Raw genomic sequence first — 25,891 nt, 5'->3', positions numbered from 1 at the left:
GGCGCCCGTCCGTCAGCCGACCGGGCCTTCGATCGCCTTGACCTGAATCTGCTGCTGCGCTCCCGACGCGTCCGACACCGTGAGCGTCAGCTGGTCGCCCGGGTGGTGGGTGTCCATCACCGTGGTCAGGGTCGTCGCGGAGTCGATCGCCTTGCCGTCGATGGCCGTGATCACGTCGCCGGCCGCCAGGCCCGCCTGCTGCGCCGGGCCGCGCGCGACCACGTCGCGGACCTGGGCGCCGCCCTGGCCCTGGGCATCCGTCACCGAGACGCCGATGAACGCCGTCTTGCCGATGTGGACCTTGTCCGACGCCGTGCCGGCGACGATCTGGTGCGCGATGTCGACGGCCCGGTTGATCGGGATCGCGAAGCCCTGCCCGCCCGCGCCGCTGCGGCGGCCGTTGAGCTGGTAGCCGGTGGACGCGGCCGTGTCGACGCCGATGACCTGCGCGTTCGCGTTGACGAGCGGGCCGCCGGAGTCGCCGGACTCGATGTTCGCGCGGACCTGGATCAGCCCGGTGAGCTGCTCGGACGACCCGCTGGACTCGTCGGAGGCGGTGATCGACTGGTCGAGCGCGGCCACCGTGCCGGCCGCGGGGACCGGGTCGCCGCCCTTGCCGCCCGCGTTGCCGAGCCCGAGGATCTGGTCGCCGACCTTGACCGTGGACGAGTCCCCGATGGACGCGGCCGTCAGCCCGGAGGCTCCCTCGAGCTGGATCACGGCGACGTCGTCGCCGCGGTCGTAGCCGACGACGTGCGCCTTGTACGTGTCCCCGGTGCCGATACTGGTCACCTTGATGCTGGTCGCGCCCGCGACGACGTGGTTGTTCGTCAGGACCTCGCCGTCGGGGGTGAGCACGATGCCGGTGCCCGCCGCGGCCGCGCCCTGCAGGCCGAGCTCGGTGTTGACGTTGACGATGGCCGGCTTGACCTTCTCGGCCACGGCGGCGGCGTCGAGCGTGGTGGTGTTCGAGGCGCTGGGCTGCCCGGAGAAGCCGAAGTTCTGGTTGCCGCTCGCGGCCGGGGTGTTCGAGGCCGAGATGAGGTGCCCGATCCCGAGTCCTGCGACGACGGCGAGCGCGACGGCGACGATCGCGACGGTCAGCGCCCGGAAGGGGTGTCGTTTCCGCGGCGGGGGTGGCACCGGTGGCGGGTATCCGTAGCCGTAAGGAGCACCCTCTTGGCCGTACCCTTGGTGGCCGTACGGCTGGGTGTAGGGGTGCTGCTGGGGGTACGGGTTGCCCCACTGGTCGCGGGGCTGCCCGTACTGGTGGTCGTACGGCTGCTGGTAGTAGCCCTGGCCGTAGCCGTACGGGTACTCGCCGCCGCCCTGCGGCCCTCGGTCGTACTCGCTCATGCACAGCTCCAGCCCTCGACAAGCCTCCGGCCGTTCCAGGAAACGCCGCTTTCCTGAGAATTTCCTGGCGCGCTTCCATGGACTTGCTGTGGATGTACCCGCCGCGAGCGCCGGACATACCTCCGTGATCGACGTTACGCCACCACCGCTTCCCTGATAGCCGCCGTCAGCGCGTCCGCACGGGCGTGGAGCGCGCCCACGCCCGCCACGACTTCACGCAAGGCGGCGTCGTCCGGCAGTCCCGCCAGGTGGACCTCGATGGTCACCCGGGCGGTCGACGCCGCGGCGCGGACGGCTTCGACCGCCGCCGCCAGGTCCGGGTCCGGCGCCAGGCGCGACGCCAGGTCCAGGACCACCGACGCCGCGGCGATGACGTCCGACGGGGGCACGCACGCGCCTCGCCGGGCGTCGGCCAGGGCACGATCACGCAGGTCACCGGGTGGCTGACGGCGGGCGCGGACGACCGTCCGGGCCGCGTGCGCCTCCTTCTCCGCCAGCCGCAGCGCGTGCATGCTCAGCGCCTCCGCCTCGGCCACCACCTCGCGGTCCTCGGCGCAGTGGGCCACCAGGGCCGCGGCCTGGGAGACGTGCAGCGCCGCCGTCGCGCCGCCGCCGGGGGACCCCTCCGACGCCAGGGACTTCAGGTAGTCGCTCAGGATCTGGTCACGCATGACTCACCGCCTGATTCGTTCCATGCCGGGGTCGACCAGCGGCTCGGCGGCCACGGTGGCCGCGACCCGGCGGCCGAAGTACTCGATCTCGACACTGCTTCCGACGTCCGCCGAAGCCGGCAGCCACGCGTACGCGATCGGCCGGCCGATGGTGTACCCGTACGCCGCGCTCGTGACGTAGCCCGACGCGACGCCGTCGACGAACACCGGTTCCTTGCCCAGCACGACGGTCCGGCCGTCGTCGATCGTCAGGCACCGCAGCCGCCGCGACGCCGTTTCCTCACTGCGGCCCTCGATGGCGTCCAGGCCCAGGAACCCGCCCTTCGCCGGCCGCACCGCGAACGCCAGCCCGGCCTCGTACGGGTCGTGCTCGGTCGTCATGTCGGTGCCCCACAGCCGGTAGCCCTTCTCGAGCCGAAGGCTGTTGAACGCCGCCCGCCCGGCCGCGATGACGCCGTGCTGCTGCCCGGCCGCCCACAGCGCGTCCCACAGCCGCAGGCCGTTGTCCGCGCCGGTGTAGATCTCCCAGCCGAGTTCGCCCACATAGGACAGTCGCATCGCGACAACGGGCACCCCGGCGATCCGCGCCCGCTTCGCGCGGAAGTACTTCAACGCCGTGTGCGAGAAGTCCTCCTGCGTCAGCGGCTGCACGAGGTCCCGGGCCAGCGGGCCCCAGACGCCGATGCAGCAGGTCCCGCCCGTGATGTCCCGGACCTGCACCCCCGCGGGCGCGTGCTTCACGAGGTGGTCGACGTCGATGGTGCCGTTGATCCCGGCCTGGAACAGCTCCGGCCCGAGCCGCGCCACCGTGACGTCGCTGCGGACGCCGCCCGCGTTGTCCAGCATCAGCGTGTAGGTCACCGACCCGACCGACTTGTCGAGCTGGTTGGTCGTCAGCGACTGCAGGAACTCCAGCGAGCCCGGCCCGCTGACCTCGACGCGCTTCAACGGCGTCATGTCGTACATCGCGACCTTGTTCCGCGTGTGCCACGCCTCGGCCGCCGCGATGGGCGAGTGGAACTGCGCCGACCACGCGTCGCGCGCCGGCGGCAACGCGTCGAACGGCAGCTTCTTCAGCAGCGGCGCGTTGGCCTCGAACCAGTGCGGCCGCTCCCAGCCGCCCGCCTCCAGGAACACCGCGCCCAGCTCGCGCTGCCGCGCGTGGAACGGCGTCACGCGCAGGTCTCGCGGGGAAAGCTTGGGCTGCAACGGGTGCAGGACGTCGTAGACCTCGACGAAGTTCTGCTGCGCCGTCTCGTGCACGTACGACGGGGCGAGCTGGACGTCCTCGAAGCGGTGGACGTCGACCTCGTGCAGGTCCACTTCGGAGTGTCCCTCGACGAGCACCTCGGCGACGGCCTTGGCGATGCCCGCGGAGTGCGTCACCCAGATCGCCTCGGCGATCCAGAAGCCGCGGACGTCGGGCGACTCGCCGACCAGCGACTGGCCGTCCGGGGTGAACGAGAAGATCCCGTTGAAGCCCTCTTCGACCTTCGTCTGCCGCAGCGCGGGCAGCAGCAGCTTGCTCTCCTCCCACGACGGGGCGAAGTCGTCCTCGGTGAAGGGCAGCATCGACGGCATGGCCGTCCCGCTGACCGTCGGATCCAGAGTGGACTCCTCGACCGGCATCGGCCGGTGTGCGTAGGAGCCGATGCCGATGCGGTCGACGTGCTCGCGGAAGTACAGGTCCTGGTCCTGGTGCCGCAGGATCGGCAGGCTCGCCTCGACCTCTTCGGTGTTGCGCCCGACGAGTTCCGCGACCTGCCCGGTCTTCACGTACTGGTGCGCCAGCGGCAGCAGCGGCACGTCCATGCCGACCATCGCGCCGATCTCGCGGCCCCAGAACCCGGCGCACGACACGACGACGTCGGCCGGGAAGTCGCCCTGGTCGGTCCGGACGCCGGTGACGCGCCCGCCTTCCTGCAGGACGTCGGTCACCTTCGTCGAGCCGACGAACCGCGCACCGCGCGAGGTGGCCCGGTCGGCGAGCACGGCCACGGCCTTCGCGGCCCGCGCCAGGCCGTCGGTCGGGGTGTGCAGCGCGCCGAAGACCTGCGACCCGTCGAGCAGCGGCCAGCGCGAGACGCACTCGCCGGCGTCGATCAGCGAGCCCGGCACGCCCCAGGACTGCGCCCAGCCGTGCTTGCGCTTGAGGTCCTCCCAGCGCGCCGGGGTGGTCGCGACCTCCATGCCACCGACCGGGAGGAAGCAGTCCAGGTCGAGGAGCTTCTCGACGGTGTAGCGCGCGAAGTCGGTCATGGACTTGGACGCGTTCGTCTGGAACACCAGGCCGGGCGCGTGGGACGTCGACCCGCCGGTGCGCGGCAGCGGGCCCTGGTCGAGCACGGTGACGTCGGCCCAGCCGCGGGCGGTCAGCTCGTCGGCCAGGTTCGCGCCGACGATGCCGGCGCCGATGATCACTACTCGCGGTGCGGTCATGGCGGGACTCCTAACGGAAGACGACGGTGCTGTTGCCGTTGAGCAGGACGCGGCGTTCGGAGTGCCAGCGCACCGCGCGGGACAGGGCGAGGGCTTCGGCGTCGCGGCCGACGGTCACGAGCTCGCGCGGCGAGTACGTGTGGTCGACGCGCTGCACCTCCTGCTCGATGATCGGGCCCTCGTCGAGGTCGGGCGTGACGTAGTGGGCGGTCGCGCCGACGTACTTCACGCCGCGGTCGTAGGCCTGGTGGTAGGGCTTGGCGCCCTTGAAGCCGGGCAGGAACGAGTGGTGGATGTTGATCGCGCGGCCTTCGAGCTTCTGGCACAGCTCGTTGGACAGCACCTGCATGTACCGCGCGAGCACCACCAGATCCGCTTCGTACTCGCCGACCAGGTCGAGGAGCCGCTGCTCGGCCTCCGGCTTGGTCTCCGGCGTCACCGGGACGTGCACGAACGGGACGCCGGCCGCTTCGGCCATCGGCCGCAGGTCCTCGTGGTTGGAGACCACGACGGCGATCTCCGCGCCGAGCCCGCCCGCGCGCCAGCGGAACAGCAGGTCGTTGAGGCAGTGCCCGAACTTCGACACCATCACGAGAACCCGCGGCGGCGTCCCGTCGGAGAACCCGAACTCCATGCCGAAGTCCCCGGCCACCGGCGAGAACGCGCGCGTCAGATCGTCCACAGTGTGCTCTTCGGCGCACTTGAACGACGTGCGCAGGAACAGGGAGCCGCGGACGTCGTCGTCGAACTGCTGGTGCTCGACGATGTCGCAGCCCTGCCCGACGAGGAACGTCGTGACGGCGTGCACGATGCCCGCGCGTTCCGGGCACTTGAGCGTCAGGGTGAAGGTCACGAGGCGTACTCCAGACTCGCGTCGGCCAGCCACGCGTGAAAGTAGTCCGAAAAGGACTGTCGCACGAGGATCGTGAAGCCCTCTTCCCGGACCATGAGCACGATCCCGGTCCGGGCGAGCAACGTCTGCACGCACGTACCCGGCGTCGCCGTCTCCAGGTCGATCGAGCACCCGTGCGCGAGCACATCGGCCGCGTGCTCCCCGGTCAACCGCATGACGTTCCGCTGCGCCGAGACGTCCACCACGGCGTCGCTTTCCCGGGAAAGTGACGCTTCCAGCTCGGTTTCGCGGCCGGGTTCGGCGAGCACGAGGTACTCGTCGGGGCCCAGCCAGAGGATGTCGGCGCCGTTGCCGCTGGTGAAGGTGCACGGGTCCGGCAGGGCGACGCCGAGGAGGGTGTCGCCCTCGCGGAGGCGGACGGTGAGCTGGGTGCGGAACTTTTCTTCGACCGCTTCAGCCGTCACGGCGGGCTCCTTCCTTGTCGAAGAGCACGGATTCGGTCACGGTCACCGGCACGACCTGGTCGCCGACCGGGACGTACAGCGTCTCGCCGACACGCTCACGTCCGGAGCGCACCAGGGCCAGCGCGAACGTCCGGCCGAGGGCGGCGCTGTCGTAGCTGGAGGTGACGTGCCCGAGCATCCGCACCGGCGGCTCGGGCACCGTCTCGGACTCGATGATCTGCGAACCCTCCGGCAGCAGCACCGAGGGATCGACCGGGAGCAACCCGACGAACTGCTTGCGGTCGGGCCGGTTGTTCTCGGCGCGGGCGAACGATCGCTTGCCGATGAAGTCGGCCTTCTTCTTCGACACCGCCCAGGACATGCCGAGGTCCTGGGGGGTGACCGTGCCGTCGGTGTCCTGGCCGATGATCGGGTAGCCCTTCTCGGCGCGCAGGACGTGCATGGTCTCGGTGCCGTACGGCGTGGCCCCTTCATCCACTATGGACTGCCAGACGTGCGTCCCGTGCCACGAGCGGACGTTGATCTCGTAGGCCAGCTCGCCGGAGAAGCTGATCCGGCAGACCCGGGCCGGGGTCCCGGCGACCTCGGTGTCCTGCCAGGTCATGAACCCGAAGGCGTCGTTGGAGACGTCGAGGCCGGGCGCCAGGCGGCCCAGTACCTCCCGGGAACGGGGGCCGACGAGCGGAATCGTGGTCCAGTGCTCGGTGACCGACGTGGCGTAGACGCGCAGGTGCGGCCACTCCGTCTGCAGCCACTCCTCCATCCACTCCAGGACCATGGCCGCGTTGCCGGTCGTGGTCGTGACGAGGAAGCGGTCCTCGGCGACGCGGATGACCGTGCCGTCGTCGATGACCATGCCGTCGACACCGCACATCACGCCGTAGCGGATCCGGCCGACGCGCAGGGTGCTCATCATGTTCGTGTAGAGCATGTCGAGGAACCAGCCGGCGTCCGGGCCCTGGACGTCGATCTTGCCCAAAGTGGACCCGTCCATCAGCGCGACGTCGTTGCGGGCGGCGCGGCATTCGCGCTTGACGGCGTCGTGCATCGACTCGCCGGGCCGCGGGTAGTACCACGGCCGCTTCCACTGGCCGACGTTCTCGAACTCGGCGCCGTGCTCGACGTGCCACGGGTGAATGGTCGTGACGCGCACGGGGTCGTGCAGCTCACCGCGGTCGCGGCCGGCCAGCGCGGCGAACGCCACCGGCGTGTACGGCGGCCGGAACGTCGTCGGCCGCCGGTCGGCGAGGTCGACGCCGAGGGCGTCCGCGGTGATGCCGGCGGCGAGCATGCCGGACGTCTTGCCCTGGTCGTGCGCGGTGCCGATGGTCGTGTACCGCTTGACGTGCTCCAGCGAGACGAGCCCGGCGCCGGTGGCGCGCAGGACGTCGGACACCGTCGCGTCACGCTGCTGGTCGACGAACCGGGTGTCCATTTCGGACTCCGGCGCGGGCACCTGCCACAGCACCTCGGTCTCCGGCAGGCCTTCGCCCGCGGCGGCGCCGACGACGCTCACGTTCGGCAGGTCACCGGCCGGGACGTACGCACCGAGGTCCGAGGAGTACCGCAGGGTGCCGCGGGCCTGGCTGTAGAGGTGCACGGCCGGGTTCCAACCGCCGGACACGAGCAGCAGGTCGCACGCGACGCGCACGCCGTCCGTCTCGCCCAGCGGAGCGACGTGGACGGCGGTGAGGTGGGTGTCGCCGTCGGTCCCGTAGACCCCGCTTCCGGTGCGGACTTCGATGCCGCGGCTGTCGGGCGCGTGCTCCCGCGCGTCGATGATCATCGCGATCTCGGCGCCCGCCGCGGCGAGGTCGAACGCGGCGTCGTACGCGCTGTCGTTGGTGGTGAACACGACCACGCGCTTCCCGGCGAGCACGCCGTAGCGGTTCAGGTACGTGCGCGCGGCGGAGGCGAGCATGATGCCCGGACGGTCGTTGTCCGGGAACACGATCGGCCGCTCGTGCGCGCCGGTCGCGATGACGATCCGCTTCGCGCGGATCCGCCAGACGCGCTGCCGCGAGATCCGCTCGGGCGCGGCGGGCTCGCCCCGGCGTTCCAGGGCCAGCACGAAGCCGTCGTCGTAGATGCCGAACGCCGTGGTGCGCGGGAGGAACCGGACCCCCTCGGGAGCTTCGCCGCCGGGCTGGTCGTCCACGAGCAGGACCCGGCCTTCCGCGGCCCGCGCCGCCGCCAGGCCCGCGGGTCCGGCGCCGATGACCAGGACGTCGCAGTGGGCGTGCTTGGCGTCGTACCGCGCCGGGTCCGGCTCGGTGGCCAGCCGCCCCTGACCTCGCAAACCACGGGCCTCCAGGCCGTCGTAAAGCTCGACGGTGGTCGCGCTCAGCATCGGCTCGGGGAACGGCTTTTCGATCTGCACCAAGGCGTTCGAGTCTTCGACACCGGCGCCGAAGATCCCGCGCGGCCGTCCGTACTTGATGCTCGTCGCGACGTGGTGGAGGCCGTTGGCCAGCAACGCGGAGGCGAGGGTGTCGCCGAGGTAGCCGGTCAGCTCGCGGCCGTCGAAGGTGAACTTGAGCGGCACTCCGGACAGTCGGGTCATGGGATCACCGGCCTGGGCTCGTCGAGGCGGTAGACCGCCAGGAGGTCGTGGGTGCGGGTGTCGCGAACGGCGTTGAACCAGCGGCGGCAGCCCGCGGAGTGGCTCCAGCGCTCGGCGAACGGCCCGCTCGGGTTCTCGCGGAAGAAGACGAACTTCGCCCACTCCTCGTCGGACAGCGCCGACGGATCCTCGGGATACGCGACGTGCGCCTGGCCGCCGTAGTGGAACTCGGCTTCCTCGCGCGGCCCGCAGAACGGGCATCGGATCAGCTGCATGAACGCTCCTAATGCGCGACGGCGGCGGCGCCGTGCTCGTCGACGAGGGCGCCGGTGGTGAACCGGTCGAGGGCGAAGGGCTCGGCGTACTCGTGCGGCTTGCCGCGCGCGATGGTGTCCGCGTAGACGTCGCCGACGCCCGGCGTGGCCTTGAAGCCACCGGTCCCCCAGCCGCAGTTGAGGAACAGGTTCTCCACCGGGGTGAGGCCGATGATCGGCGACGCGTCCGGGCTGACGTCGACGATGCCCGCCCACGTCCGCAGCAGGTGCGCCCGCGCGAACACCGGGAACAGCTCCAGCGCGGCGGCCATCTGCTGCTCGATGATGTGGAACGAGCCGCGCTGGCCGTAGCCGTTGTAGCTGTCGATGCCCGCGCCCATCACGAGTTCGCCCTTGTGCGCCTGGGAGACGTAGACGTGCACGGCGTTCGACATGACGACCGTCGGGTGGATGGGCTCCAGCAGCTCCGACACCAGCGCCTGCAACGGGTGGGAGGTCAGCGGCAGGTCGAGACCGACCATGCGAGCCAGCACCGACGTGTGCCCGGCCGCGCACAGCGCGACCTTGTTCGCGGCGATCCGGCCCCGTGACGTCTCGACGCCGGTGACGCGGCCACCGCTCGTGGTGATGCCGGTGACCTCGCAGTTCTGGATGAGGTCGACGCCCAGTTCGTGCGCGGCCCGGGCGAAGCCCCAGGCGACGTAGTCGTGCTTCGCGATGCCCGCGCGCGGTTGGAAGGTCGCGCCGAGCACCGGGTAGCGGACGTCCGGCGAGGTGTTGACGATCGGGCAGATCTCCTTGACGCCGGCCGCGTCCACCCACTCGGCGTCGATGCCGTTGAGCTTGTTGGCCTCGACGCGCCGCACGCTGTCGCGGACGTCCTGCAGGCTGTGCGCGAGGTTCAGCACGCCGCGCTGGCTGAACAGGATCGGGTAGCCGAGGTCCTCTTCGAGGCCTTCCCACAGCTTGAGGGAGTGCTCGTAGATGCCGGAACTCTCGTCCCAGAGGTAGTTGGAGCGGATGATCGTCGTGTTGCGGGCCATGTTCCCGCCGGCGAGCCAGCCCTTCTCGAGCACGGCGACGTTCGTGATGCCGTGCACCTTGGCCAGGTAGTACGCGGTGGCGAGGCCGTGCCCACCGCCGCCCACGACGATGACGTCGTAGGCCTTCTTCGGTTCCGGGTTGTCCCAGAGGAAGTCCGGGTGCTCCGGCAGGTCGGTCATCGGGTCTCCTCCCCGGGGTACAGCGGGAACGCCTCGGCCAGCGCGGTGACGCGGGCCCGCAGCTTCTCGACGTCGTAGCCGGGCCTGAGCGCTTCGGCGATGACGTCGGCGGCTTCGCGGAACTCGACGTCGCCGAAGCCGCGCGTGGCCAGGGCCGGCGTGCCGATGCGCAGGCCCGAGGTGACCATCGGCGGCCGCGGGTCGAACGGGACGGCGTTGCGGTTCACGGTGATGCCGGCCTCGTGCAGCCGGTCTTCGGCCTGCTTGCCGTCCAGCTCGGAGTTCCGCAGGTCGACGAGCACGAGGTGGACGTCGGTGCCGCCGGTCAGCACGGAGATGTCCGGTTCGGTCACCAGCCGTTCGGCCAGCAGCTTCGCCCCACGCAGGGTCCGTTGCTGGCGTTCGACGAACGCGGGTTCGGAAGCCATCTTGAACGCGACGGCCTTGGCGGCGATGACGTGCTCCAGCGGGCCGCCCTGCTGGCCGGGGAACACCGCGGAGTTGACCTTCTTGGCCAAGGCCGGATCATCGGTCAGCACGACGCCGCCGCGCGGGCCGCCGAGCGTCTTGTGCGTGGTGGTCGTCGTGACGTGCGCGTGCGGCACCGGCGACGGGTGCAGGCCCGTGGCGACCAGCCCGGCGAAGTGCGCCATGTCGACCATGAGGTACGCGCCGACCTCGTCGGCGATCTCGCGGAAGCGGGCGAAGTCCAGCTGACGCGGGTAGGCCGACCAGCCGGCGATGATCAGCTTCGGCCGGTGTTCCCGCGCGAGCCGGGCGACCTCGTCCATGTCGACGCGGAAGTCCTTTTCGGACACTTCATACGCGGCGACGTCGTAGAGCAGGCCGGAGAAGTTGATCCGCATGCCGTGCGTCAGGTGGCCGCCGTGGGCCAGCGAGAGGCCGAGGATCTTGTCGCCGGGCTTGAGGAGGGCGGCCATCGCGGCGGCGTTGGCCTGGGCGCCCGAGTGCGGCTGGACGTTGGCGAACCCCGCGCCGAACAGCGCCTTGACGCGGTCGATGGCGAGCTGTTCGAGCACGTCGACGTGCTCGCAGCCGCCGTAGTAGCGGCGTCCGGGGTAGCCCTCGGCGTACTTGTTGGTCAGCACCGAGCCCTGGGCCTGCAGCACGCTCAGCGGGGCGAAGTTCTCGCTGGCGATCATCTCGAGCGTCGTCCGCTGGCGGCGCAGCTCGGCGCCGATCGCCTCGGCCACCGCCGGGTCGTACTCGGTCAGGGACCGGTTGAGCACTGGGTCGATCGTCGAGGTCATCCAAAGCTCCGTCTGGTCGACTTCTAATATATCAATCGTCGATGTAGACTAAGCGCCATGCACCCGCAGGTCAATCCCCCGTCGCTGGCCGAACAGGCGTACCTGTTCGTCCGCGACCAGCTGGTCATGCTCGACATCCGGCCCGGCGACCCCATCAACGAGGAGTGGCTCGGTACCACGCTCGGCATGGGCCGCACGCCGATCCGCGAAGCGCTGAAGCGGCTTGAGTCCGAACGCCTGGTCGTCGCCTACCCGCGGCGGGGCACGTTCGCCACCGACGTCCACATCTCCGACCTCGCGCACATCTCCGAAGTACGGCGGACGCTGGAGCCGATGGCCACGGCCGCCGCCGCCGAGCGCGCGACGACGGCGGACCGGGACGTCCTGACCGGGCTGCGCGCGCAGCTCGACGCCGGCGTCCCCGCCGGGGACAACGCCGAGCTGCTGCGCACCGACCTCGCCCTGCACCGGGCGATCTACCGGTGCGTGCACAACCCGTTCCTCGAAGACACGCTGATCCGGTACGACAACCTCGCGACGCGGATCTGGTGCGTGTTCGTGCCCCGGCTGTCCGGGATGGCCGGCCACGTCGACGAACACGTCCCGCTCCTCACCGCGATCATCGAGGGCGACGCCGAGAAGGCGGCCGCGTTGACGCTCGAGCACGTCACCGGCTTCGAGGCCGCCATCCGCGCGTTGATCTAGACCGCCAGCCGGGCACGAACCCAGTCGTGGAAGGCGCCGATGTGGTGCTCACTGGGCACGAGCACGCCGCCGTTGGCGTACGAGCGCGAGTCCATGGCGAGCTGACAGCGTTCGCAGGCCTCGAAGTCCTGCAGGTTGACGCGGTGGAACAGCTCGACCGACCGGCTCAGGTCCTTGCCGGATTCGACGACCTCGGGCAGGTACAGCCAGTCGCAGCGCACCAGCGTCCGGTCGGGGGCCAGCGGGAACATCCGGTGGAAGATCACGTGGTCCGGGACGAGGTTGACGAACACCCCCGGCTTGATCGTGATGGCGTAGTACTTGCGGTCCTGCGCTTCGGTGACACCGGGGAGGCGGTCGACGCCCGCGGAGCCGTCGATGGTGAAGCCCTGGATCTCGCCGCCGAACTCCGCGCCGTGGCCGACGTAGTACTGCGCGGCGTAGCCGTCGGCGAACTCCGGGAGGACCTCGGTGAGCTCCGGGTGGATCGTCGCGCAGTGGTAGCACTCCATGAAGTTCTCGATGATCTGCTTCCAGTTCGCCTTCACGTCGTACTCGATGCGCTTGCCCAGCGCCAGGCCGTCGATGCCGTAGGCGTCGATCTCGGTGGGCCCGCCGAGGCGTTCGGTGACGGCGCCGACCACGGTCTCCTCGAACGACGGCGGCTCGTCGGCCAGGCAGACCCAGGCGTAGCCGAGCCACTCGCGCAGGTGCACCCTCGTGAGGCCGAACTCGGTGCGGTCGACGTCGGGCATCCCGGTGAGGTTCGGCGCGGCGATGAGCTTGCCGTCGAGGCCGTACGTCCAGGCGTGGTACGGGCACTGGAAGGACCGCTTGACGGTACCGGTTTCGGCCGTGCAGAGCCGCGCGCCGCGGTGGCGGCAGACGTTGAGGAAGGCGTTGAGCTTCCCGTCCCGCCCCCGCGAGATCAGGACGCTCTCCTTGCCGACCTGGACGGTCTCGAACGACCCCGGCGTCGGCAGGTCCGCGCCGCGCACGGCGCAGAACCAGTCCGCCTCGAAGATCTTCGCCTGCTCCAGCGCGAAGACCGTCGGGTCGGTGTAGGCGGAGCCGGGCAGCGTGGCGAGCAGGCTCGGCGGGAGATCGGTAGTGGTCACGGCGTGGGTCCTCTCCGCGATCAGTTCGGGAGTAGTTGCGGAAGACGCGTCATGTTGCTCACTCCGGAACAGAGTGACTGCCACCCAGACCCATGTCAACCCACGTTTTTCACGGCCCCGCACCAGATTTCCGGCACGTTTCGGGCATCACGCGTGATTGAGCGGGCATCACGCGTGATTGCCGGGGCATCACGCCGATGCCCGTCCAATCACGGGTGATGCCTCTTCAATCACGCGTGATGCCCGCTCGGTCACATGGCTGGGCCGTGGATGGCGCGGCGGAAGAGGGTTTCGATCTCTTCGCGGGTCGGGCGGGGGTCGGCCAGGGCCGCCTGCATCAGCAGGCCGCAGAACAGGCCGGCCAGCAGACGGCCGGTCAGCGCGTCCGTGCGGGAGCCGAAGAACGCGACGAGCGCGTCGTCCCAGGCCGCGCTCGCCTTGCGGAGCCGGGGGCGGTGCAACGCCGCGACGTACAGGTCGTACTCGACGACCGTCGCCCGGTACTGCTCGTTGATGTAGCCCATGACGAGGTCGGCGAGCGCCGCGGCGAAGTCGGCCTCCGGCGGCAGCGCGGCTTCCCACTCCTTCAGCGCGTGGACGTTCTTCTCGGCGGCCTCGACCAGCGCGACCTCCAGGAGGTCGTCCAGGGTCGCGAAGTGGTAGGTCGTCGAGCCGAGCGGGACGCCCGCGGCGGCCGCGACCGCCCGGTGGGTGAGCCCGTCGATGCCCCGCTGGGCGACGACCTCGATCGCCGCCTCGGCGATCCGCGCCCGCCGTTCGGGGTCATTCGGGCCCCGGCGGCGCGTGGCCGTGGAGTCGTTCTTCGACATCGGTGTCGTGCCGCCCCTTCGTGCCGGTGTGCGCGACGAACCGGATCGTCGCACGTCACCTCGTGAAAACCCAGTTGTGGACATCTGTACACCTATCGCGTACAAATGTACGCACTCAGGACGCCGCACAGCCACCACCGATCCGGGGAAGGACGTGGCGTGAAGGACCTCCACATCGACGGAATCTGGTTGGACGCGTCCACCGGGACGCGCTCCGACGTGCTGAATCCCGCCACCGGCGAGGTCATCGTGACCGTCGCCGAAGCGGGCGCCGCGGAGGTCGACGCCGCTGTCAGAGCCGCCAGGCGGGCCTTCGACGAGGGCCCGTGGCGACGCACCACCGCCACCGAACGCGGCGCGCTCCTCCGGCGCACCGCCGACCTGCTGGTCCGCGACCGCGAAGAACTCGCCCGCACCGAGAGCCTCGACACCGGCAAGACGCTGGGCGAAGGCGGCATCGACATCGACGACGTCACCAACGTCTTCCGCTACTACGCCGACCTCGCCGACAAGGACGCCGGCCGCCTGGTCGACGCGGGCAGCGCGAGCGTCGTCAGCCGGATCGTGCACGAGCCGGTCGGCGTCTGCGCGCTGATCGCGCCGTGGAACTACCCGCTGCTGCAGATGTCGTGGAAGGTCGCGCCCGCGCTGGCCGCGGGCAACACCGTCGTGCTCAAGCCCAGCGAGGTCACGCCGCTGACGACGATCAAGCTCGTCGCCCTGCTGGAAGAGGCCGGCGTGCCGCACGGGGTCGTCAACCTCCTGCTCGGCGACGGCCGGGTCGGCGCCGCGATGGTCGAGCACCCGGCCGTCGACCTGGTCTCCTTCACCGGCGGCTACGCGACGGGCGAGAAGATCATGACGGCCGCCGCGAAGGGCGTCCGGCGCGTCGCGCTGGAACTCGGCGGCAAGAACCCGAACGTGGTCTTCGCCGACGCCGACTACGACACCGCGCTCGACTACGCCCTGATGGCGGCGTTCGTCCATTCGGGACAGGTCTGCTCGGCGGGCGCGCGCCTGATCGTCCAGGATGGGATCCATGACCGGTTCGTGGCGGACCTCGCCGCGCGTGCCGACCGGATCCGGGTCGGCGACGGCCTCGACCCCGCGACCGAGACGGGCCCGCTCGTCTCGGCGCAGCACCGCGCCAAGGTCGAGGGGTACATCGCGGGCGCGATCGAAGCCGGCGCGACGCTCCGGGCGGGCGGCAGCCGGCCGGAAGGCCGGGAGTACGAAAGCGGTTTCTTCCTGCGCCCGACCGTGTTTTCCGACTGCACCAGGGACATGGCGATCGTCCGGGAAGAGGTCTTCGGCCCGGTCGTCACCGTGGAACGCTTCACCGAAGAGGCCGACGCGATCGCGCTGGCCAACGACACCGAGTACGGGCTCGCCGGGGCCGTGTGGACGTCGGACGCGTCCCGCGCCCAGCGGGTCGCCGGGGCCCTGCGCCACGGCACCGTGTGGATCAACGACTACCACCCCTACCTGCCGCAGGCGGAGTGGGGCGGGTTCGGGAGATCCGGCATCGGCCGCGAGCTCGGACCGTCCGGGCTGGCGGAGTACCAGGAGAGCAAGCACGTCTACCAGAACATCGAGCCCGTTCCGCAGCACTGGTTCAAAGGCTGAATTCCCCTCCCCCACCACGTGAGGACGTTGCCATGACCACCCAGGAAAAGCCGGCGGGCGGGGGGCCTGCTGCCGACGACAGCTCCGAACTCGAAAAGTTCGGCTACCGCCAGGAGCTCGAGCGCTCGCTCGGCTCGTTCTCCAGCTTCGCCGCCGGGTTCAGCTACATCTCGATCCTGACCGGCGTGTTCCAGCTCTTCTTCTTCGGCTTCGGGTCGGGGGGCCCGGCCTTCATCTGGACGTGGCCGCTGGTCTTCCTCGGCCAGCTCGCCGTCGCGCTGTGCTTCGCCGAGCTCGCCGGCCAGTTCCCGCTCGCCGGGTCCGTTTACCAGTGGGCCAAGCAGATCGCGAAGCCCGCGACGTCGTGGCTGGCCGGCTGGATCATGATCATCGGCGCGATCGTGACGGCGGCGGCCGTCGCGGTGGCCTACCAGATCATCCTGCCGCAGGTCTCGACCGCGTTCCAGATCGTCGGCAGCGACTCCGACGCGGGCCTGACCTCGACGCCCGGCGGCGCGCAGAACGCCATCATCCTGGCGCTCATCCTGGTCGTGTTCGCCACGGTCGTGAACATCATCGGCGTCAAGCTGATGGCGCGGATCAACAACTTCGGCGTCGCGGTGGAGCTCGGCGCGAGCATCCTGCTCGTCATCGCGCTGGCCATCCACATCAAGCGCGGCCCGGGCATCGTCTTCGACACCCACGGCACCGGCGAAGGCCAGTCGTGGGGGTACTTCGGGGCCTTCCTGGTGGCGTCGCTGATGAGCGCGTACGTCTTCTACGGCTTCGACACCGCGGGCTCGCTGGCCGAGGAAACCACCCAGCCGCGCCGGCACGCGCCGCGCGCGATCCTGCGGGCCCTCACCGCGGCGTTCATCGTGGGCGGCCTGATCATGCTGTTCGGCATGATGGCCGTCGGCAACCTCAACGCCGACGAGCTCAGCACGTCCGGCATGCCGTACCTGCTCAAGAGCACGCTCGGCGACGGCCTGGGCGACGCCTTCCTGATCTGCTCGGCGATCGCGATCACCGTGTGCTGCCTGGCCGTGCAGACCGCGGCCATCCGGATGACGTGGGCGATGGCCCGCGACGGGCGGCTCCCGTTCAGCCGCGCGATGGCGAAGGTGTCGCCGCGGTCGAAGACGCCGGTGCTGCCGGCGCTGCTGACCGGCGGCCTCACGATCGTGGTGCTGCTGATCAACCTCGGCAACCAGCGGGCGTTCTTCATCCTGACCTCGACCGCGATCGTCCTGTTCTACATCCCCTACCTGATGGTCACCGGCCCGATGCTCGTCCGGCGCCTGCGCGGCGGCTGGCCGCGGCCGGAGCACGGCCCGTACTTCAAGCTCGGCCGCTGGGGCACGCTGGTGAACCTGGTCGCGGTGCTCTACGGCGCCGCGATGACGGTCAACCTGATCTGGCCGCGGGCCGAGGTCTACGGCACCGACCACTGGTACTTCCAGTGGGGCGCGGTGATCGTCACCGGGCTGATCGTGATCATCGGTGCGATCATGCTGTACGTCCGGCGCCGCACCTGGGGTTCGTCGCACACGAGCCCCGAGCACATGCCCGACAACGCCCCGGACACCTTGCCCGGCTAGGAGACGCCATGAGTTCCGATTCCTACGACTTCGTCATCGTCGGCGGTGGCTCGGCGGGCTGCGCGCTGGCGAACCGGCTTTCCGCCGACCCGTCGAACAAGGTCCTCGTGCTGGAGGCCGGCCGGTCCGACTACAAGTGGGACGTCTTCATCCACATGCCGGCCGCGCTGACGTTCCCGATCGGGTCGAAGTTCTACGACTGGGGCTACCGCAGCGAACCCGAGCCGTACATGAACCGCCGTCGCATCTACCACGCGCGCGGCAAGGTGCTCGGCGGGTCGTCCAGCATCAACGGGATGATCTTCCAGCGCGGCAACCCGATGGACTACGAACGCTGGGGCGCCGACCCCGGGATGTCCACTTGGGACTACGCGCACTGCCTGCCGTACTTCAACCGCATGGAGAACTGCCTCGCGGACGCCCCGGACGGGAAGTGGCGCGGCCACGACGGTCCCCTGGCGCTGGAGCGCGGCCCGGCGTCGAACCCGTTGTTCCAGGCCTTCTTCGACGCCGCCGAGCAGGCGGGCTACCCGCGCACCGACGACGTCAACGGCTACCGCCAGGAGGGCTTCGCGGCGTTCGACCGCAACGTCCGCAAGGGACGGCGGCTGTCGGCGGCGCGCGCGTACCTGCACCCGGTCATGGACCGGCCGAACCTGACCGTGAAGACGCACGCGTTCGTGTCGCAGATCCTCTTCGACGGCACCCGCGCGATCGGCGTCGAGTACGCCGAAGGCCGCGGTGCCCCGGGCGAGGTGTACGGCAAGGAGATCATCCTCTGCGGCGGTGCGATCAACAGCCCGCAGCTGCTGCAGCTTTCCGGCGTCGGCAACGCGGCCGAGCTGGAGAAGCTCGGCATCGACGTCGTGAAGGACCTGCCGGGCGTCGGCGAAAACCTGCAGGACCACCTGGAGGTGTACATCCAGTACTCCTGCAAGCAGCCGGTGTCGATGCAGCCGTCGCTGGCGAAGTGGAAGCGCCCCTACATCGGCGCGCAGTGGCTGTTCCTGCGCTCCGGGCCGGCCGCGACGAACCACTTCGAAGGCGGCGGGTTCGTCCGGTCCAACGACGAGGTGAAGTACCCGAACCTGATGTTCCACTTCCTGCCGGTGGCGATCCGCTACGACGGGTCGGCGCCCACGGAAGGCCACGGCTACCAGGTGCACGTCGGCCCGATGTACGCCGACACCCGCGGCTCGGTGAAGGTCACTTCGACCGACCCGCGGCAGCACCCGGCGATCAAGTTCAACTACCTGTCGACGGAGAACGACCGTCGCGAGTGGGTCGAAGCCGTGCGGGTGGCGCGGAAGATCCTCAACCAGTCCGCGCTCGACCCGTACAACGGCGGGGAGATCTCGCCGGGGCCGTCGGTGGAGACCGACGAGGAGATCCTGGACTGGGTCGCGAAGGACGCCGAAACCGCGCTGCACCCGTCGTGCACGGCCAAGATGGGCGTGGACGAGCTGTCCGTCGTCGACCCGCAGAGCATGCGGGTGCACGGCACCGAGGGCCTGCGCGTCGTCGACGCGTCCGTGATGCCCTACATCACCAACGGCAACATCTACGCGCCGGTGATGATGACGGCCGAGAAGGCCGCCGACCTCATCCTCGGCAACACCCCGCTCGCCCCGATCAAGCTGCCGTTCTACCGGCACGGGGAGAACTAGCCCGGACGCACGAGCGCCCGTACCGCCATCCTCGGTACGGGCCTCCGGCGTGCCCGGATTATCCGTTAGCGGGTAACGAAAACTACCGGGGCGTACCCCCTTGACGGCGCTCGGTGCCGTCTTCACACTTGTTGCGGATCGCAGTCGATGTTCCCCAATGCGCAACAGTCTCGGAGGACCCATGATTCGCGCGTGCACCGTCGACGAGCTGCCCCCCGGCGAGTCCGTCCGGATTCCCGGGGCCCCCGCCATCGCGGTGTTCAACACCGAGGACGGCGAGCTGTACGCCATCGACGACACGTGCACGCACCAGGACGCCTCCCTGGCCGACGGCTGGCTCGAAGGCTGCTTCGTCGAGTGCCCGCTGCACGCGGCGCTGTTCGACCTGCGCACCGGCATGCCGAGCTGCCTGCCGGCGAAGGACCCGGTGCGCACGTACCCGGTCCTCGTCGAAGACGGCGTCATCTACGTCCAGGGCACGGCCCAGGAAGACGCGGCGTGAAGCGCGTCGCGGTCGTCGGCGCCTCGCTCGCCGGGGTCCGCGCGGCGCAGGAGCTGCGCGTGCAGGGCTACGACGGCGGGATCGTGCTGATCGGCGAGGAGCGGCACCTGCCCTACGACCGGCCGCCGCTGTCCAAGGCCTTCCTGGCCGGGACGGCGTCGCCCGCGTCGCTGGAGCTGCTCGACGCCGGGGACCTCGCGTCGCTGGCGCTCGACTTCCGGCTGGGTGTGCGGGCGACGGGCTTGGACCCGGCCGCGCGCCGGGTGCTGCTGTCGGACGGCGGCTCGGTGCACGCGGACGGCGTCGTCATCGCGACCGGCGGCCGGGCACGCACGCTGCCGGGCTTCGAGGGCGCCCACACGCTGCGGACCCTCGACGACGCCGTGGCGTTGCGCGCGGCCCTGGTGCCCGGGGCGCGGGTGGCCATCGTCGGGGCCGGGTTCATCGGCGCCGAGGTGGCCTCGACGTGCCGCTCGCTGGGGCTCGAGGTGACGGTCCTGGAGGCGTTGCCGGCGCCGCTCGCGCCCGTGCTGGGCCCCGAGCTGGCCGCGGTGTGCGCCCGGCTGCACGCCGACCACGGCACGGACCTGCGCTGCGGGGTCCGGGTTTCGGGACTCTCGCCCGCCGGCGTCGAGCTGGCCTCCGGTGAGCTGGTCCCGGCCGACGTGGTCGTGACGGGCGTCGGCATGACCCCGGCGACCGACTGGCTGGCGGGCTCGGGGTTGAAGGCCGGCAACGGCGTCCACACCGACGCCGGGCTGGTGACGTCGTTGCCCCAGGTGGTCGCGGTGGGCGACGTCGCGCGCTACCACGTTTCCGGCGAGGGCCGGCGGCACGAGCACTGGACGAACGCGTCGGAGCAGGCACCGGTCGCGGTCGCGAACCTGCTCGCCGGGCACACTTCGCGGACGTACGTGCCGAGCGGATACGTGTGGTCGGACCAGTACGCGGGCACGCTGCAGCTGGCGGGGCACCCGTTGCCGACCGACAAGCTGACGTTCGTGGACGGCGATCCGTCGGCGTCGTCGTTCGTGGCGACCTATGAACGCGACGGCTCGACGGTGGGCGTGTTCGCGTTGAACAACGCGAAGTTGTTCAACCGCCTGCGCCGCCCCCTCCGGCGGCCGGCGGTCGTCTGAAAGTCTCCACGCGTCACCCACATGGAGCCGACTCTTCCCGAACCCCGGGCTTTGACGCCCGGGGAACCTGGGCCGCCCCCTCGGCACCGCGGCAGACCTACAAAGCCAGGTCGTCGAGGTCGGACTCCAGCCGTGCTCGCCAGGTCCAGCGGCGCTCGGTCTTGTCCGCGTCCTCGCCCGGCGGCGGGCCCAGCGGCAGCGTCGGATCGGCGATCCGGAACGTCACCCGGTACGCCAGCACCGACGCGGCCGTCCGGATCCACGCGTCACCCGAAGCGCCCGACGGCGGGGCCACACCCAGTGCGTGCCCGAACCACGTCGGCAGCAGGGCGTTCGAGCCCAGCGCGTCCGTGATCCGGGTCCGCAGCCGTACCTGCAGGTCGTGCCACGCGCGCTCGGCCCGCTCCAGCTGCGGCACCACGCGCGCCTCCACCGCGTCCGCCTCGCGCAACGCCAGCCGGGCCTGGTCCGCCGCCACGACGGCCGCCGGGATCTCCTCGTCCAGCAACGTCCGGCGCCGCGTCGACAACGCGCGCAACGACGACTCCGCCTCCCCGCGGGCGCGGGAGCCCCGATCGGTGGAAGCCAGGACTCCGATCACGCCGAGCAGGTCGGCGTCGCAGCGCTCCAGCGCGGACCGCACCGACGACAGGCGCTCGATCTCCTGCTCGTGCCGCGCCCGCTGCTCCTTCGTCACCAGCTCCTTGTGCAGGTCGTCCCAGCGCGCCGCCTCCGCCGCGAGCGCGCGCGTCTCCGCGCCGACGTCGTCGAGGTTCACCTGCGGCACGCCGTCGGACACGCGGACCGCGCGCTCCAGGGCCTGCACCTGCTGCTGCAGCCGGTCCAGCCGCCTGCCGAGCAGGTCGAGCCGGTCCTCCTGGCGGTGCGCGGTGCCGGATTCGAGCCGCTCGGTCAGGTCGGCGACGTCCTGCCGGCGGCGGTCGTCGGTCTCCTCGACGGCCGCGCGCAGGCCGTCGACCGCCGCGAACAGCTCGTCGAGGTCGCGCCGCGTCGGGTCGACGGGCTCCTCGTACTGCTCCGAGAACTCCGGATCGTCGCCGTAGGTCGCGTAGCCGTGGCTCACGGGATCCGGCTTTCCCGCCACAGCAGGCCGCACGTGCCCGCGACACCCAGCGCCGCCAGGATCGTGCACACCACCGTCCCCGGCCAGGAAACCAGCGCGAGCACCAGCACCGCGGCCGTCACGCTCCCCGCCCACGCCGCGCGCGTCCGCTCGCGGATGACGTCGCCGACGCGGCGTACCGGGCCGAAGCCGATCCACAGGCCCGCGGCGAACAGCGGGACCAGGGCCAGCAGCCACACCGGCGAGAGCACCTCGAACAGCACCAGCGCCGCGGCCACCAACGGCACCAGCACCGGGGCGGCCGCGAGGTACACGACCGCACGCTGCGTCGCCGCGTGCCGGGACTCGAGCTCGGCGTTGGCGAGCCGGTGCTTCGCGTCGTCGAACGCGACCTCGGCGTCGAGCAGCCGGTGGGCCGTCGCGACGAGGTCGTCCATCGCCTCGACGTCTTCGGGCGGGGTCGCCAGCCCGTCGCGAAGGTCCTGCTTGAGCCGCGCCACGCGCCCTTCCGCGAGGTCGCGGTCGTGCTGGGCTGGAGTCGTCACGCGAACACTTTAAGTGCCACGACCGTCACAACCGGCCAACGCGGCCGGTGAGTCGTCAGAGGTCGCCCAGCGCCGTGACCGGCGACTCCACGCAGTCCGCGACGAACCGCAGGAACCCGCCGGCCGTGCCGCCGTCGCAGACGCGGTGGTCGAACGCCAGGGTCAGCTCGCAGACCTTCCGCACGCCCAGCGCGCCGTCGACCACCCACGGCCGGTCGATGATCCGGCCGATGCCGAGGATCGCGGCCTCGGGGTGGTTGATGATCGCCGCCGAGCCGTCGACGCCGAAGACGCCGTAGTTGTTGACCGTGAAGGTGCCGCCGGTGAGGTCGGCGGGCGCGAGCTTGCCCTCGCGCGCGGTGCGGGCACGGTCGCCGATCGCCGCCGACAGGTCGCGGGTGGACAGCTCCCCCGCGTCCCGCACGACCGGCACGACCAGGCCGCGGTCGGTCTGCGCGGCGAACCCTAGGTTTATCTCGTCCAGCAGCACGATCTCGTCGCCTTCGACGCGCGAGTTCAGCTCCGGGTACTTGCGAAGCCCGGCGACGGCGAACCGCGCGATTAGCCCGAGGAGGCTGACCGGCCGGTCCGTCTTGGCGTTCAGGGCCGTCCGCGCGGCGACCAGCCCGGTCGCGTCGACGTCCACCCAGACCGTGGCCTCGGGGATCTCGCGCCGGGACGCCGTGAGCTTGTCGGCGACGGCCTTGCGGACACCGGTCAGCGGGATCCGCTTGCCCTTCGTGACGGGCTTCTTCAGCGCCGCCTCGACGTCGGCACGCCGGATGATCCCGTCCGGGCCGCTCGGGGTGAGCCGGGCGAGGTCGATCCCGTTGTCCGAAGCCAGTTTCCGGACGAACGGCGAGATGACGCCGGGCGTCTTCACGACCACCTTCGGTTCGACGCGGCGAGCGCGCTTGCGCCGCGTCGTCGGCGCGGTGCCGTACCCGATGAGGACGTTGCCGCTGCCGCTCGACGTCGTCACACCGGGTTCGGCGAAGCCGCCGACGCTCAGCAGCGGCGCGCCGACCGGCAGCAGCTGGCCCGGCTCGCCGTGCAGCGCGGACACGACGCCGGCGAACGGCACCGGCACCTCGACCGCCGCCTTCGCCGTCTCGACTTCGACGACGATCTGGTCGACCTCGACCGTGTCACCGACGCCGACGTGCCAGTTCAGGATCGCCGCCTCGGTCAGGCCCTCGCCGAGGTCCGGAAGCAGGAAGTCAGGCACCGGCCACCACCGGGGTATCGGCCCACTGCAGGCGCGCCATGGTGTCCAGGATCCGGTCGACGTCCGGCAGGATGTGGCGCTCGAGCTTCGGCGCCGGGTACGGGATGTCGAGCCCGGTCACGCGCAGCACCGGCGCGTGCAGCTGGTGGAAGCACTGCTCTGTGACGCGAGCAACGACCTCGGCGCCGTAGCCGCCGAAGCCGGCGGCCTCGTGCACGACGACGGCGCGCCCGGTGCGGCGCACGGACGCCGTCACGGTCTCGTCGTCGAACGGCGACAGCGAGCGCAGGTCGACGACCTCGACGTCCCAGCCCTCGTCCTTCGCGGCTTCGGCGGTCTCCATGGCCGTGGCGACCATCGGGCCGTACGCGATGAGCGTGACGTCCTTGCCGCTCTTGCGCACCACGGCCCGGTCCATGGCCGGGCCGTTACGGGTGAACGAGACCTCTTCGCCGGACCAGTAGCGGGCCTTCGGCTCGAGGAAGACGACCGGGTCCGGCGAGTCGATGGCGTCGCGGAGCAGGTCGTAGGCGTCCTGCGCGGTGCCCGGCGTGACGACGCGCAGGCCGGGCGTGTGCGTGTAGTAGACCTCGCTGGAGTCGCAGTGGTGCTCGACGCCGCCGATGCCGCCGGCGTAGGGGATCCGGATGACCATCGGCAGCTCCAGCGCGCCGCGGGTGCGGTTGCGCAGCTTCGCGACGTGCGAGGTGATCTGCTCGAACGCCGGGTAGGCGAAGGCGTCGAACTGCATCTCGACGACCGGGCGGAAGCCGCCCATCGCCATCCCGACGGCGAACCCGACGATGCCGGACTCCGCCAGCGGCGTGTCGAAGCAGCGGTCCTCGCCGAAGTCGGCGGTGATGCCGTCGGTGACCCGGAAGACGCCGCCGAGCGTGCCGACGTCCTCGCCGAAGACGAGCACGCGGTCGTCGTCCTTGAGCGCGTCGCGCAGGGCCGCGTTGAGCGCCTGCGCCATCGTGGTCGTCATCAGGCCTCCAGTTCGGCTTGCAGGGCGGCCCGCTGGCGCTCCAGCTGGCGGGTCGGCTCGGCGTAGACGTGGTCGAACAGCGAAATCGGGTCGAGTTCGGCGTCGGCGTTGAGGGTGTCGCGGACGGACTGCGCGAACTCCTCGGCCTCTTCCCGATGCTGCGCGATTTCGTGCTGGGTGAGGGCGTCCCCGAGGTAGGCCTCGAGCCTCTTGATCGGATCCGCTTCGCGCCACTTCGCGACTTCGCCGGCGTCGCGGTAGCGGGTGGCGTCGTCGGCGTTGGTGTGGGCGTCGATGCGGTAGGTGTGCGCCTCGACGAGCACCGGGCCGTTGCCTTCGCGCGCGTGCTTCACGGCGTCGTCAAGGACGGCGAGGACCGCGACGGCGTCGTTGCCGTCGACCTGCTCGGAGCGCATGCCGTAACCGATGCCCTTGTACGCCAACGCGGGCGCGGCGCTCTGCTTCTCGAAGGGGACGGAGATGGCGTAGCGGTTGTTCTGCACGAAGAACACGACAGGCGCCTTGAAGACGGCGGCGAAGTTGAGCGCCTCGTGGAAGTCGCCTTCGCTGGTGGCGCCGTCGCCGATGAGCGCGAGCGCGACGGCGTCTTCGCCGCGTCGCTGCATCGCGTGTGCGAGACCGGCGGCGTGCAGAGTCTGCGTAGCGAGCGGAGTGCACTGGGGCGCTACGCGCGTCTCGGCGGGGTTGTAGCCGCAGTGCGCGTCGCCGCGAAGGAGCGTCAGGACTTCGCCGGGCTTCAGGCCGCGCGCGACGAGGGCGACCGAGTCGCGGTAGGTGGGGAACAGCCAGTCGTTCTTCCGCAGGGCGAGCGCGGCGGCGACCTGGCAGGCCTCCTGGCCGGCGCTGGAGGGGTAGACGGCGAGGCGGCCCTGCTTGGTGAGCGCGGTCGCCTGGACGTCGAAGCGGCGGCCCAGGACCATCAGCCGGTAGGCGGCCTTGAGCCGGTCTTCGGCGGGTTTCGCGTAGTCACCGTGGCGGTCGACGGGCGTCCCGTCCTCGGCGACGAACCGCACCGGCGACGCGGACGGCAGCAGGGTATCCACGGACACCACCTCTCGCAGACATATGATGCTGGAATGGTGGTTCTTGCTGGTCGTCTGTTCAAGGGTTCAGCGAAATGAGCGACAAACGGTCTTCCGGGACCCCATCTGGTGACCAAACGTCTTCCGCGACCACGGCCGTCGGCGGGCTTCCGGGACGAACGGCCCCGGCCCTGGACGACGTCGACCGGGCGATGCTGGCCGAACTGTCCTCGGACGGCCGTCTCGCGGTCCGCGCCCTGGCCGAGAAGCTGCACATCTCGCGCACGAACGCGTACGCGCGCCTGGAGCGCCTGATGGCGGAGGGGGTGATCACGGGCTTCGGCGCCCGGATCGACCCGCGCCGCGCGGGGCTGGGGACGTCGGCGTACATCATGGTGACGGTGGAGCAGACGTCCTGGCGCACGATGGCGACGGACCTGCACGACATCCCGTACGTCGACCACGTAGCCCTGGTCGGCGGCGACTTCGACATCCTCCTGCTGGTCCGCACCCCGGACAACCAGACCCTGCGCGACGTGGTCCTGGAGCGCCTGCAGGCTCTGGAGGGCGTCCGCTCGACGCGGACGTGGCTGATCTTCGAGGAACTGCCGGGCTCGGTCCTGCACTGACGCCGCCGTGTCGACCCGCCGATCACGCGTGTCGGCTCCCCGATCACACCCGGCCCCGCCCGGCCGCGTGA

At 70.9% G+C, this 25,891-nt stretch carries 23 protein-coding genes; 7 read left to right on the top strand and 16 right to left on the bottom strand.

The window, feature by feature from the left end; genetic code table 11:
• Positions 1-12: 12 nt before the first annotated feature.
• The 9 genes from ACYVLJ_RS39530 to glyA all read right to left on the bottom strand — a co-directional run bounded on the left by ACYVLJ_RS39530 (position 13) and on the right by glyA (position 11,115).
• Positions 13-1,356: a S1C family serine protease gene (locus ACYVLJ_RS39530; protein WP_460442503.1), complete on the bottom strand. Its 1,344-nt coding sequence runs from the start codon at positions 1,354-1,356 to the stop codon at positions 13-15.
• Positions 1,357-1,490: 134 nt separating this feature from the next.
• The gene (locus ACYVLJ_RS39525) at positions 1,491-2,027 is read right to left on the bottom strand and encodes a cyclodeaminase/cyclohydrolase family protein (protein WP_460442502.1); all 537 of its coding nucleotides are present in this window, start codon (positions 2,025-2,027) and stop codon (positions 1,491-1,493) included.
• 3 nt (positions 2,028-2,030) lie between these two features.
• On the bottom strand, positions 2,031-4,466 hold the full coding sequence (locus tag ACYVLJ_RS39520; RefSeq protein ID WP_460442501.1) for a GcvT family protein: 2,436 nt from the start codon (positions 4,464-4,466) through the stop codon (positions 2,031-2,033).
• A 10-nt stretch (positions 4,467-4,476) separates the two neighbouring features.
• Positions 4,477-5,319, bottom strand: coding sequence for a formyltetrahydrofolate deformylase (gene purU, locus ACYVLJ_RS39515; RefSeq protein ID WP_460442500.1), 843 nt, complete (start codon positions 5,317-5,319; stop codon positions 4,477-4,479).
• Positions 5,316-5,783, bottom strand: a complete 468-nt coding sequence (locus ACYVLJ_RS39510; protein WP_460442499.1) for a sarcosine oxidase subunit gamma — start codon at positions 5,781-5,783, stop codon at positions 5,316-5,318. The genes purU and ACYVLJ_RS39510 overlap by 4 nt, the downstream gene beginning before the upstream one ends.
• Positions 5,773-8,346, bottom strand: a complete 2,574-nt coding sequence (locus ACYVLJ_RS39505) for an aminomethyltransferase family protein (RefSeq protein WP_460442498.1) — start codon at positions 8,344-8,346, stop codon at positions 5,773-5,775. The genes ACYVLJ_RS39510 and ACYVLJ_RS39505 overlap by 11 nt, the downstream gene beginning before the upstream one ends.
• Positions 8,343-8,621, bottom strand: coding sequence for a sarcosine oxidase subunit delta (locus tag ACYVLJ_RS39500; protein ID WP_451984253.1), 279 nt, complete (start codon positions 8,619-8,621; stop codon positions 8,343-8,345). The genes ACYVLJ_RS39505 and ACYVLJ_RS39500 overlap by 4 nt, the downstream gene beginning before the upstream one ends.
• Positions 8,622-8,629: 8 nt before the next feature.
• Entirely contained in the window at positions 8,630-9,844 is a 1,215-nt protein-coding gene (locus ACYVLJ_RS39495; protein ID WP_460442497.1) for a sarcosine oxidase subunit beta family protein, read from the bottom strand.
• Positions 9,841-11,115: a serine hydroxymethyltransferase gene (gene glyA, locus ACYVLJ_RS39490; protein ID WP_460442496.1), complete on the bottom strand. Its 1,275-nt coding sequence runs from the start codon at positions 11,113-11,115 to the stop codon at positions 9,841-9,843. Before glyA ends, ACYVLJ_RS39495 begins: the two co-directional genes overlap by 4 nt.
• A gap of 57 nt (positions 11,116-11,172) precedes the next feature.
• On the opposite strand from glyA, the gene ACYVLJ_RS39485 reads away from it, so the two are divergent.
• Positions 11,173-11,820 (top strand): GntR family transcriptional regulator, encoded by a 648-nt coding sequence (locus ACYVLJ_RS39485; protein WP_460442495.1) that lies wholly within the window; start codon positions 11,173-11,175, stop codon positions 11,818-11,820.
• Here the strand turns inward: ACYVLJ_RS39485 and ACYVLJ_RS39480 are convergent.
• The gene (locus ACYVLJ_RS39480; RefSeq protein ID WP_451984245.1) at positions 11,817-12,938 is read right to left on the bottom strand and encodes an aromatic ring-hydroxylating oxygenase subunit alpha; all 1,122 of its coding nucleotides are present in this window, start codon (positions 12,936-12,938) and stop codon (positions 11,817-11,819) included. The genes ACYVLJ_RS39485 and ACYVLJ_RS39480 overlap by 4 nt on opposite strands.
• Before the next feature lie 251 nt (positions 12,939-13,189).
• Positions 13,190-13,768 (bottom strand): TetR/AcrR family transcriptional regulator, encoded by a 579-nt coding sequence (locus tag ACYVLJ_RS39475; RefSeq protein WP_451984243.1) that lies wholly within the window; start codon positions 13,766-13,768, stop codon positions 13,190-13,192.
• Positions 13,769-13,927: 159 nt separating this feature from the next.
• Here ACYVLJ_RS39475 and ACYVLJ_RS39470 point away from each other — a divergent pair, with 159 nt between their 5' ends.
• The 5 genes from ACYVLJ_RS39470 (at position 13,928) to ACYVLJ_RS39450 (ending at position 20,303) form a co-directional block, all read left to right on the top strand.
• Positions 13,928-15,394, top strand: coding sequence for an aldehyde dehydrogenase family protein (locus ACYVLJ_RS39470; protein WP_460442494.1), 1,467 nt, complete (start codon positions 13,928-13,930; stop codon positions 15,392-15,394).
• Positions 15,395-15,426: 32 nt separating this feature from the next.
• On the top strand, positions 15,427-16,995 hold the full coding sequence (locus ACYVLJ_RS39465) for an amino acid permease (protein WP_460442493.1): 1,569 nt from the start codon (positions 15,427-15,429) through the stop codon (positions 16,993-16,995).
• Positions 16,996-17,003: 8 nt separating this feature from the next.
• Entirely contained in the window at positions 17,004-18,662 is a 1,659-nt protein-coding gene (betA, locus tag ACYVLJ_RS39460) for a choline dehydrogenase (protein ID WP_451984237.1), read from the top strand.
• A 181-nt stretch (positions 18,663-18,843) separates the two neighbouring features.
• Positions 18,844-19,164 carry a bifunctional 3-phenylpropionate/cinnamic acid dioxygenase ferredoxin subunit gene (locus ACYVLJ_RS39455; RefSeq protein WP_451984235.1) on the top strand — a complete coding sequence of 107 codons (321 nt, stop codon included), beginning with the start codon at positions 18,844-18,846 and terminating at the stop codon, positions 19,162-19,164.
• Entirely contained in the window at positions 19,161-20,303 is a 1,143-nt protein-coding gene (locus ACYVLJ_RS39450) for an NAD(P)/FAD-dependent oxidoreductase (protein WP_460442492.1), read from the top strand. The genes ACYVLJ_RS39455 and ACYVLJ_RS39450 overlap by 4 nt, the downstream gene beginning before the upstream one ends.
• Before the next feature lie 97 nt (positions 20,304-20,400).
• Here the strand turns inward: ACYVLJ_RS39450 and ACYVLJ_RS39445 are convergent, their stop codons facing one another.
• From ACYVLJ_RS39445 to pdhA, 5 genes are read right to left on the bottom strand one after another with little or no spacing between them, the layout of a single operon-like run.
• Entirely contained in the window at positions 20,401-21,387 is a 987-nt protein-coding gene (locus tag ACYVLJ_RS39445) for a coiled-coil domain-containing protein (RefSeq protein WP_460442491.1), read from the bottom strand.
• Positions 21,384-21,932, bottom strand: a complete 549-nt coding sequence (locus ACYVLJ_RS39440; protein ID WP_460442490.1) for a hypothetical protein — start codon at positions 21,930-21,932, stop codon at positions 21,384-21,386. Before ACYVLJ_RS39440 ends, ACYVLJ_RS39445 begins: the two co-directional genes overlap by 4 nt.
• 55 nt (positions 21,933-21,987) lie before the next feature.
• Positions 21,988-23,160 carry a dihydrolipoamide acetyltransferase family protein gene (locus ACYVLJ_RS39435; RefSeq protein WP_451984227.1) on the bottom strand — a complete coding sequence of 391 codons (1,173 nt, stop codon included), beginning with the start codon at positions 23,158-23,160 and terminating at the stop codon, positions 21,988-21,990.
• Positions 23,153-24,148 carry an alpha-ketoacid dehydrogenase subunit beta gene (locus ACYVLJ_RS39430; protein ID WP_460442489.1) on the bottom strand — a complete coding sequence of 332 codons (996 nt, stop codon included), beginning with the start codon at positions 24,146-24,148 and terminating at the stop codon, positions 23,153-23,155. Before ACYVLJ_RS39430 ends, ACYVLJ_RS39435 begins: the two co-directional genes overlap by 8 nt.
• Entirely contained in the window at positions 24,148-25,218 is a 1,071-nt protein-coding gene (gene pdhA / locus ACYVLJ_RS39425) for a pyruvate dehydrogenase (acetyl-transferring) E1 component subunit alpha (protein WP_460442488.1), read from the bottom strand. Before pdhA ends, ACYVLJ_RS39430 begins: the two co-directional genes overlap by 1 nt.
• 68 nt (positions 25,219-25,286) lie before the next feature.
• Here pdhA and ACYVLJ_RS39420 point away from each other — a divergent pair, with 68 nt between their 5' ends.
• Positions 25,287-25,820: an Lrp/AsnC family transcriptional regulator gene (locus ACYVLJ_RS39420; RefSeq protein ID WP_460442487.1), complete on the top strand. Its 534-nt coding sequence runs from the start codon at positions 25,287-25,289 to the stop codon at positions 25,818-25,820.
• Positions 25,821-25,891: the final 71 nt, after the last annotated feature.

The sequence above is a fragment of the Amycolatopsis stemonae genome (genome assembly GCF_054781455.1).
Note: the sequence above shows the minus strand (reverse complement) of the source record. Positions and strands in the feature narration are given on the sequence as shown.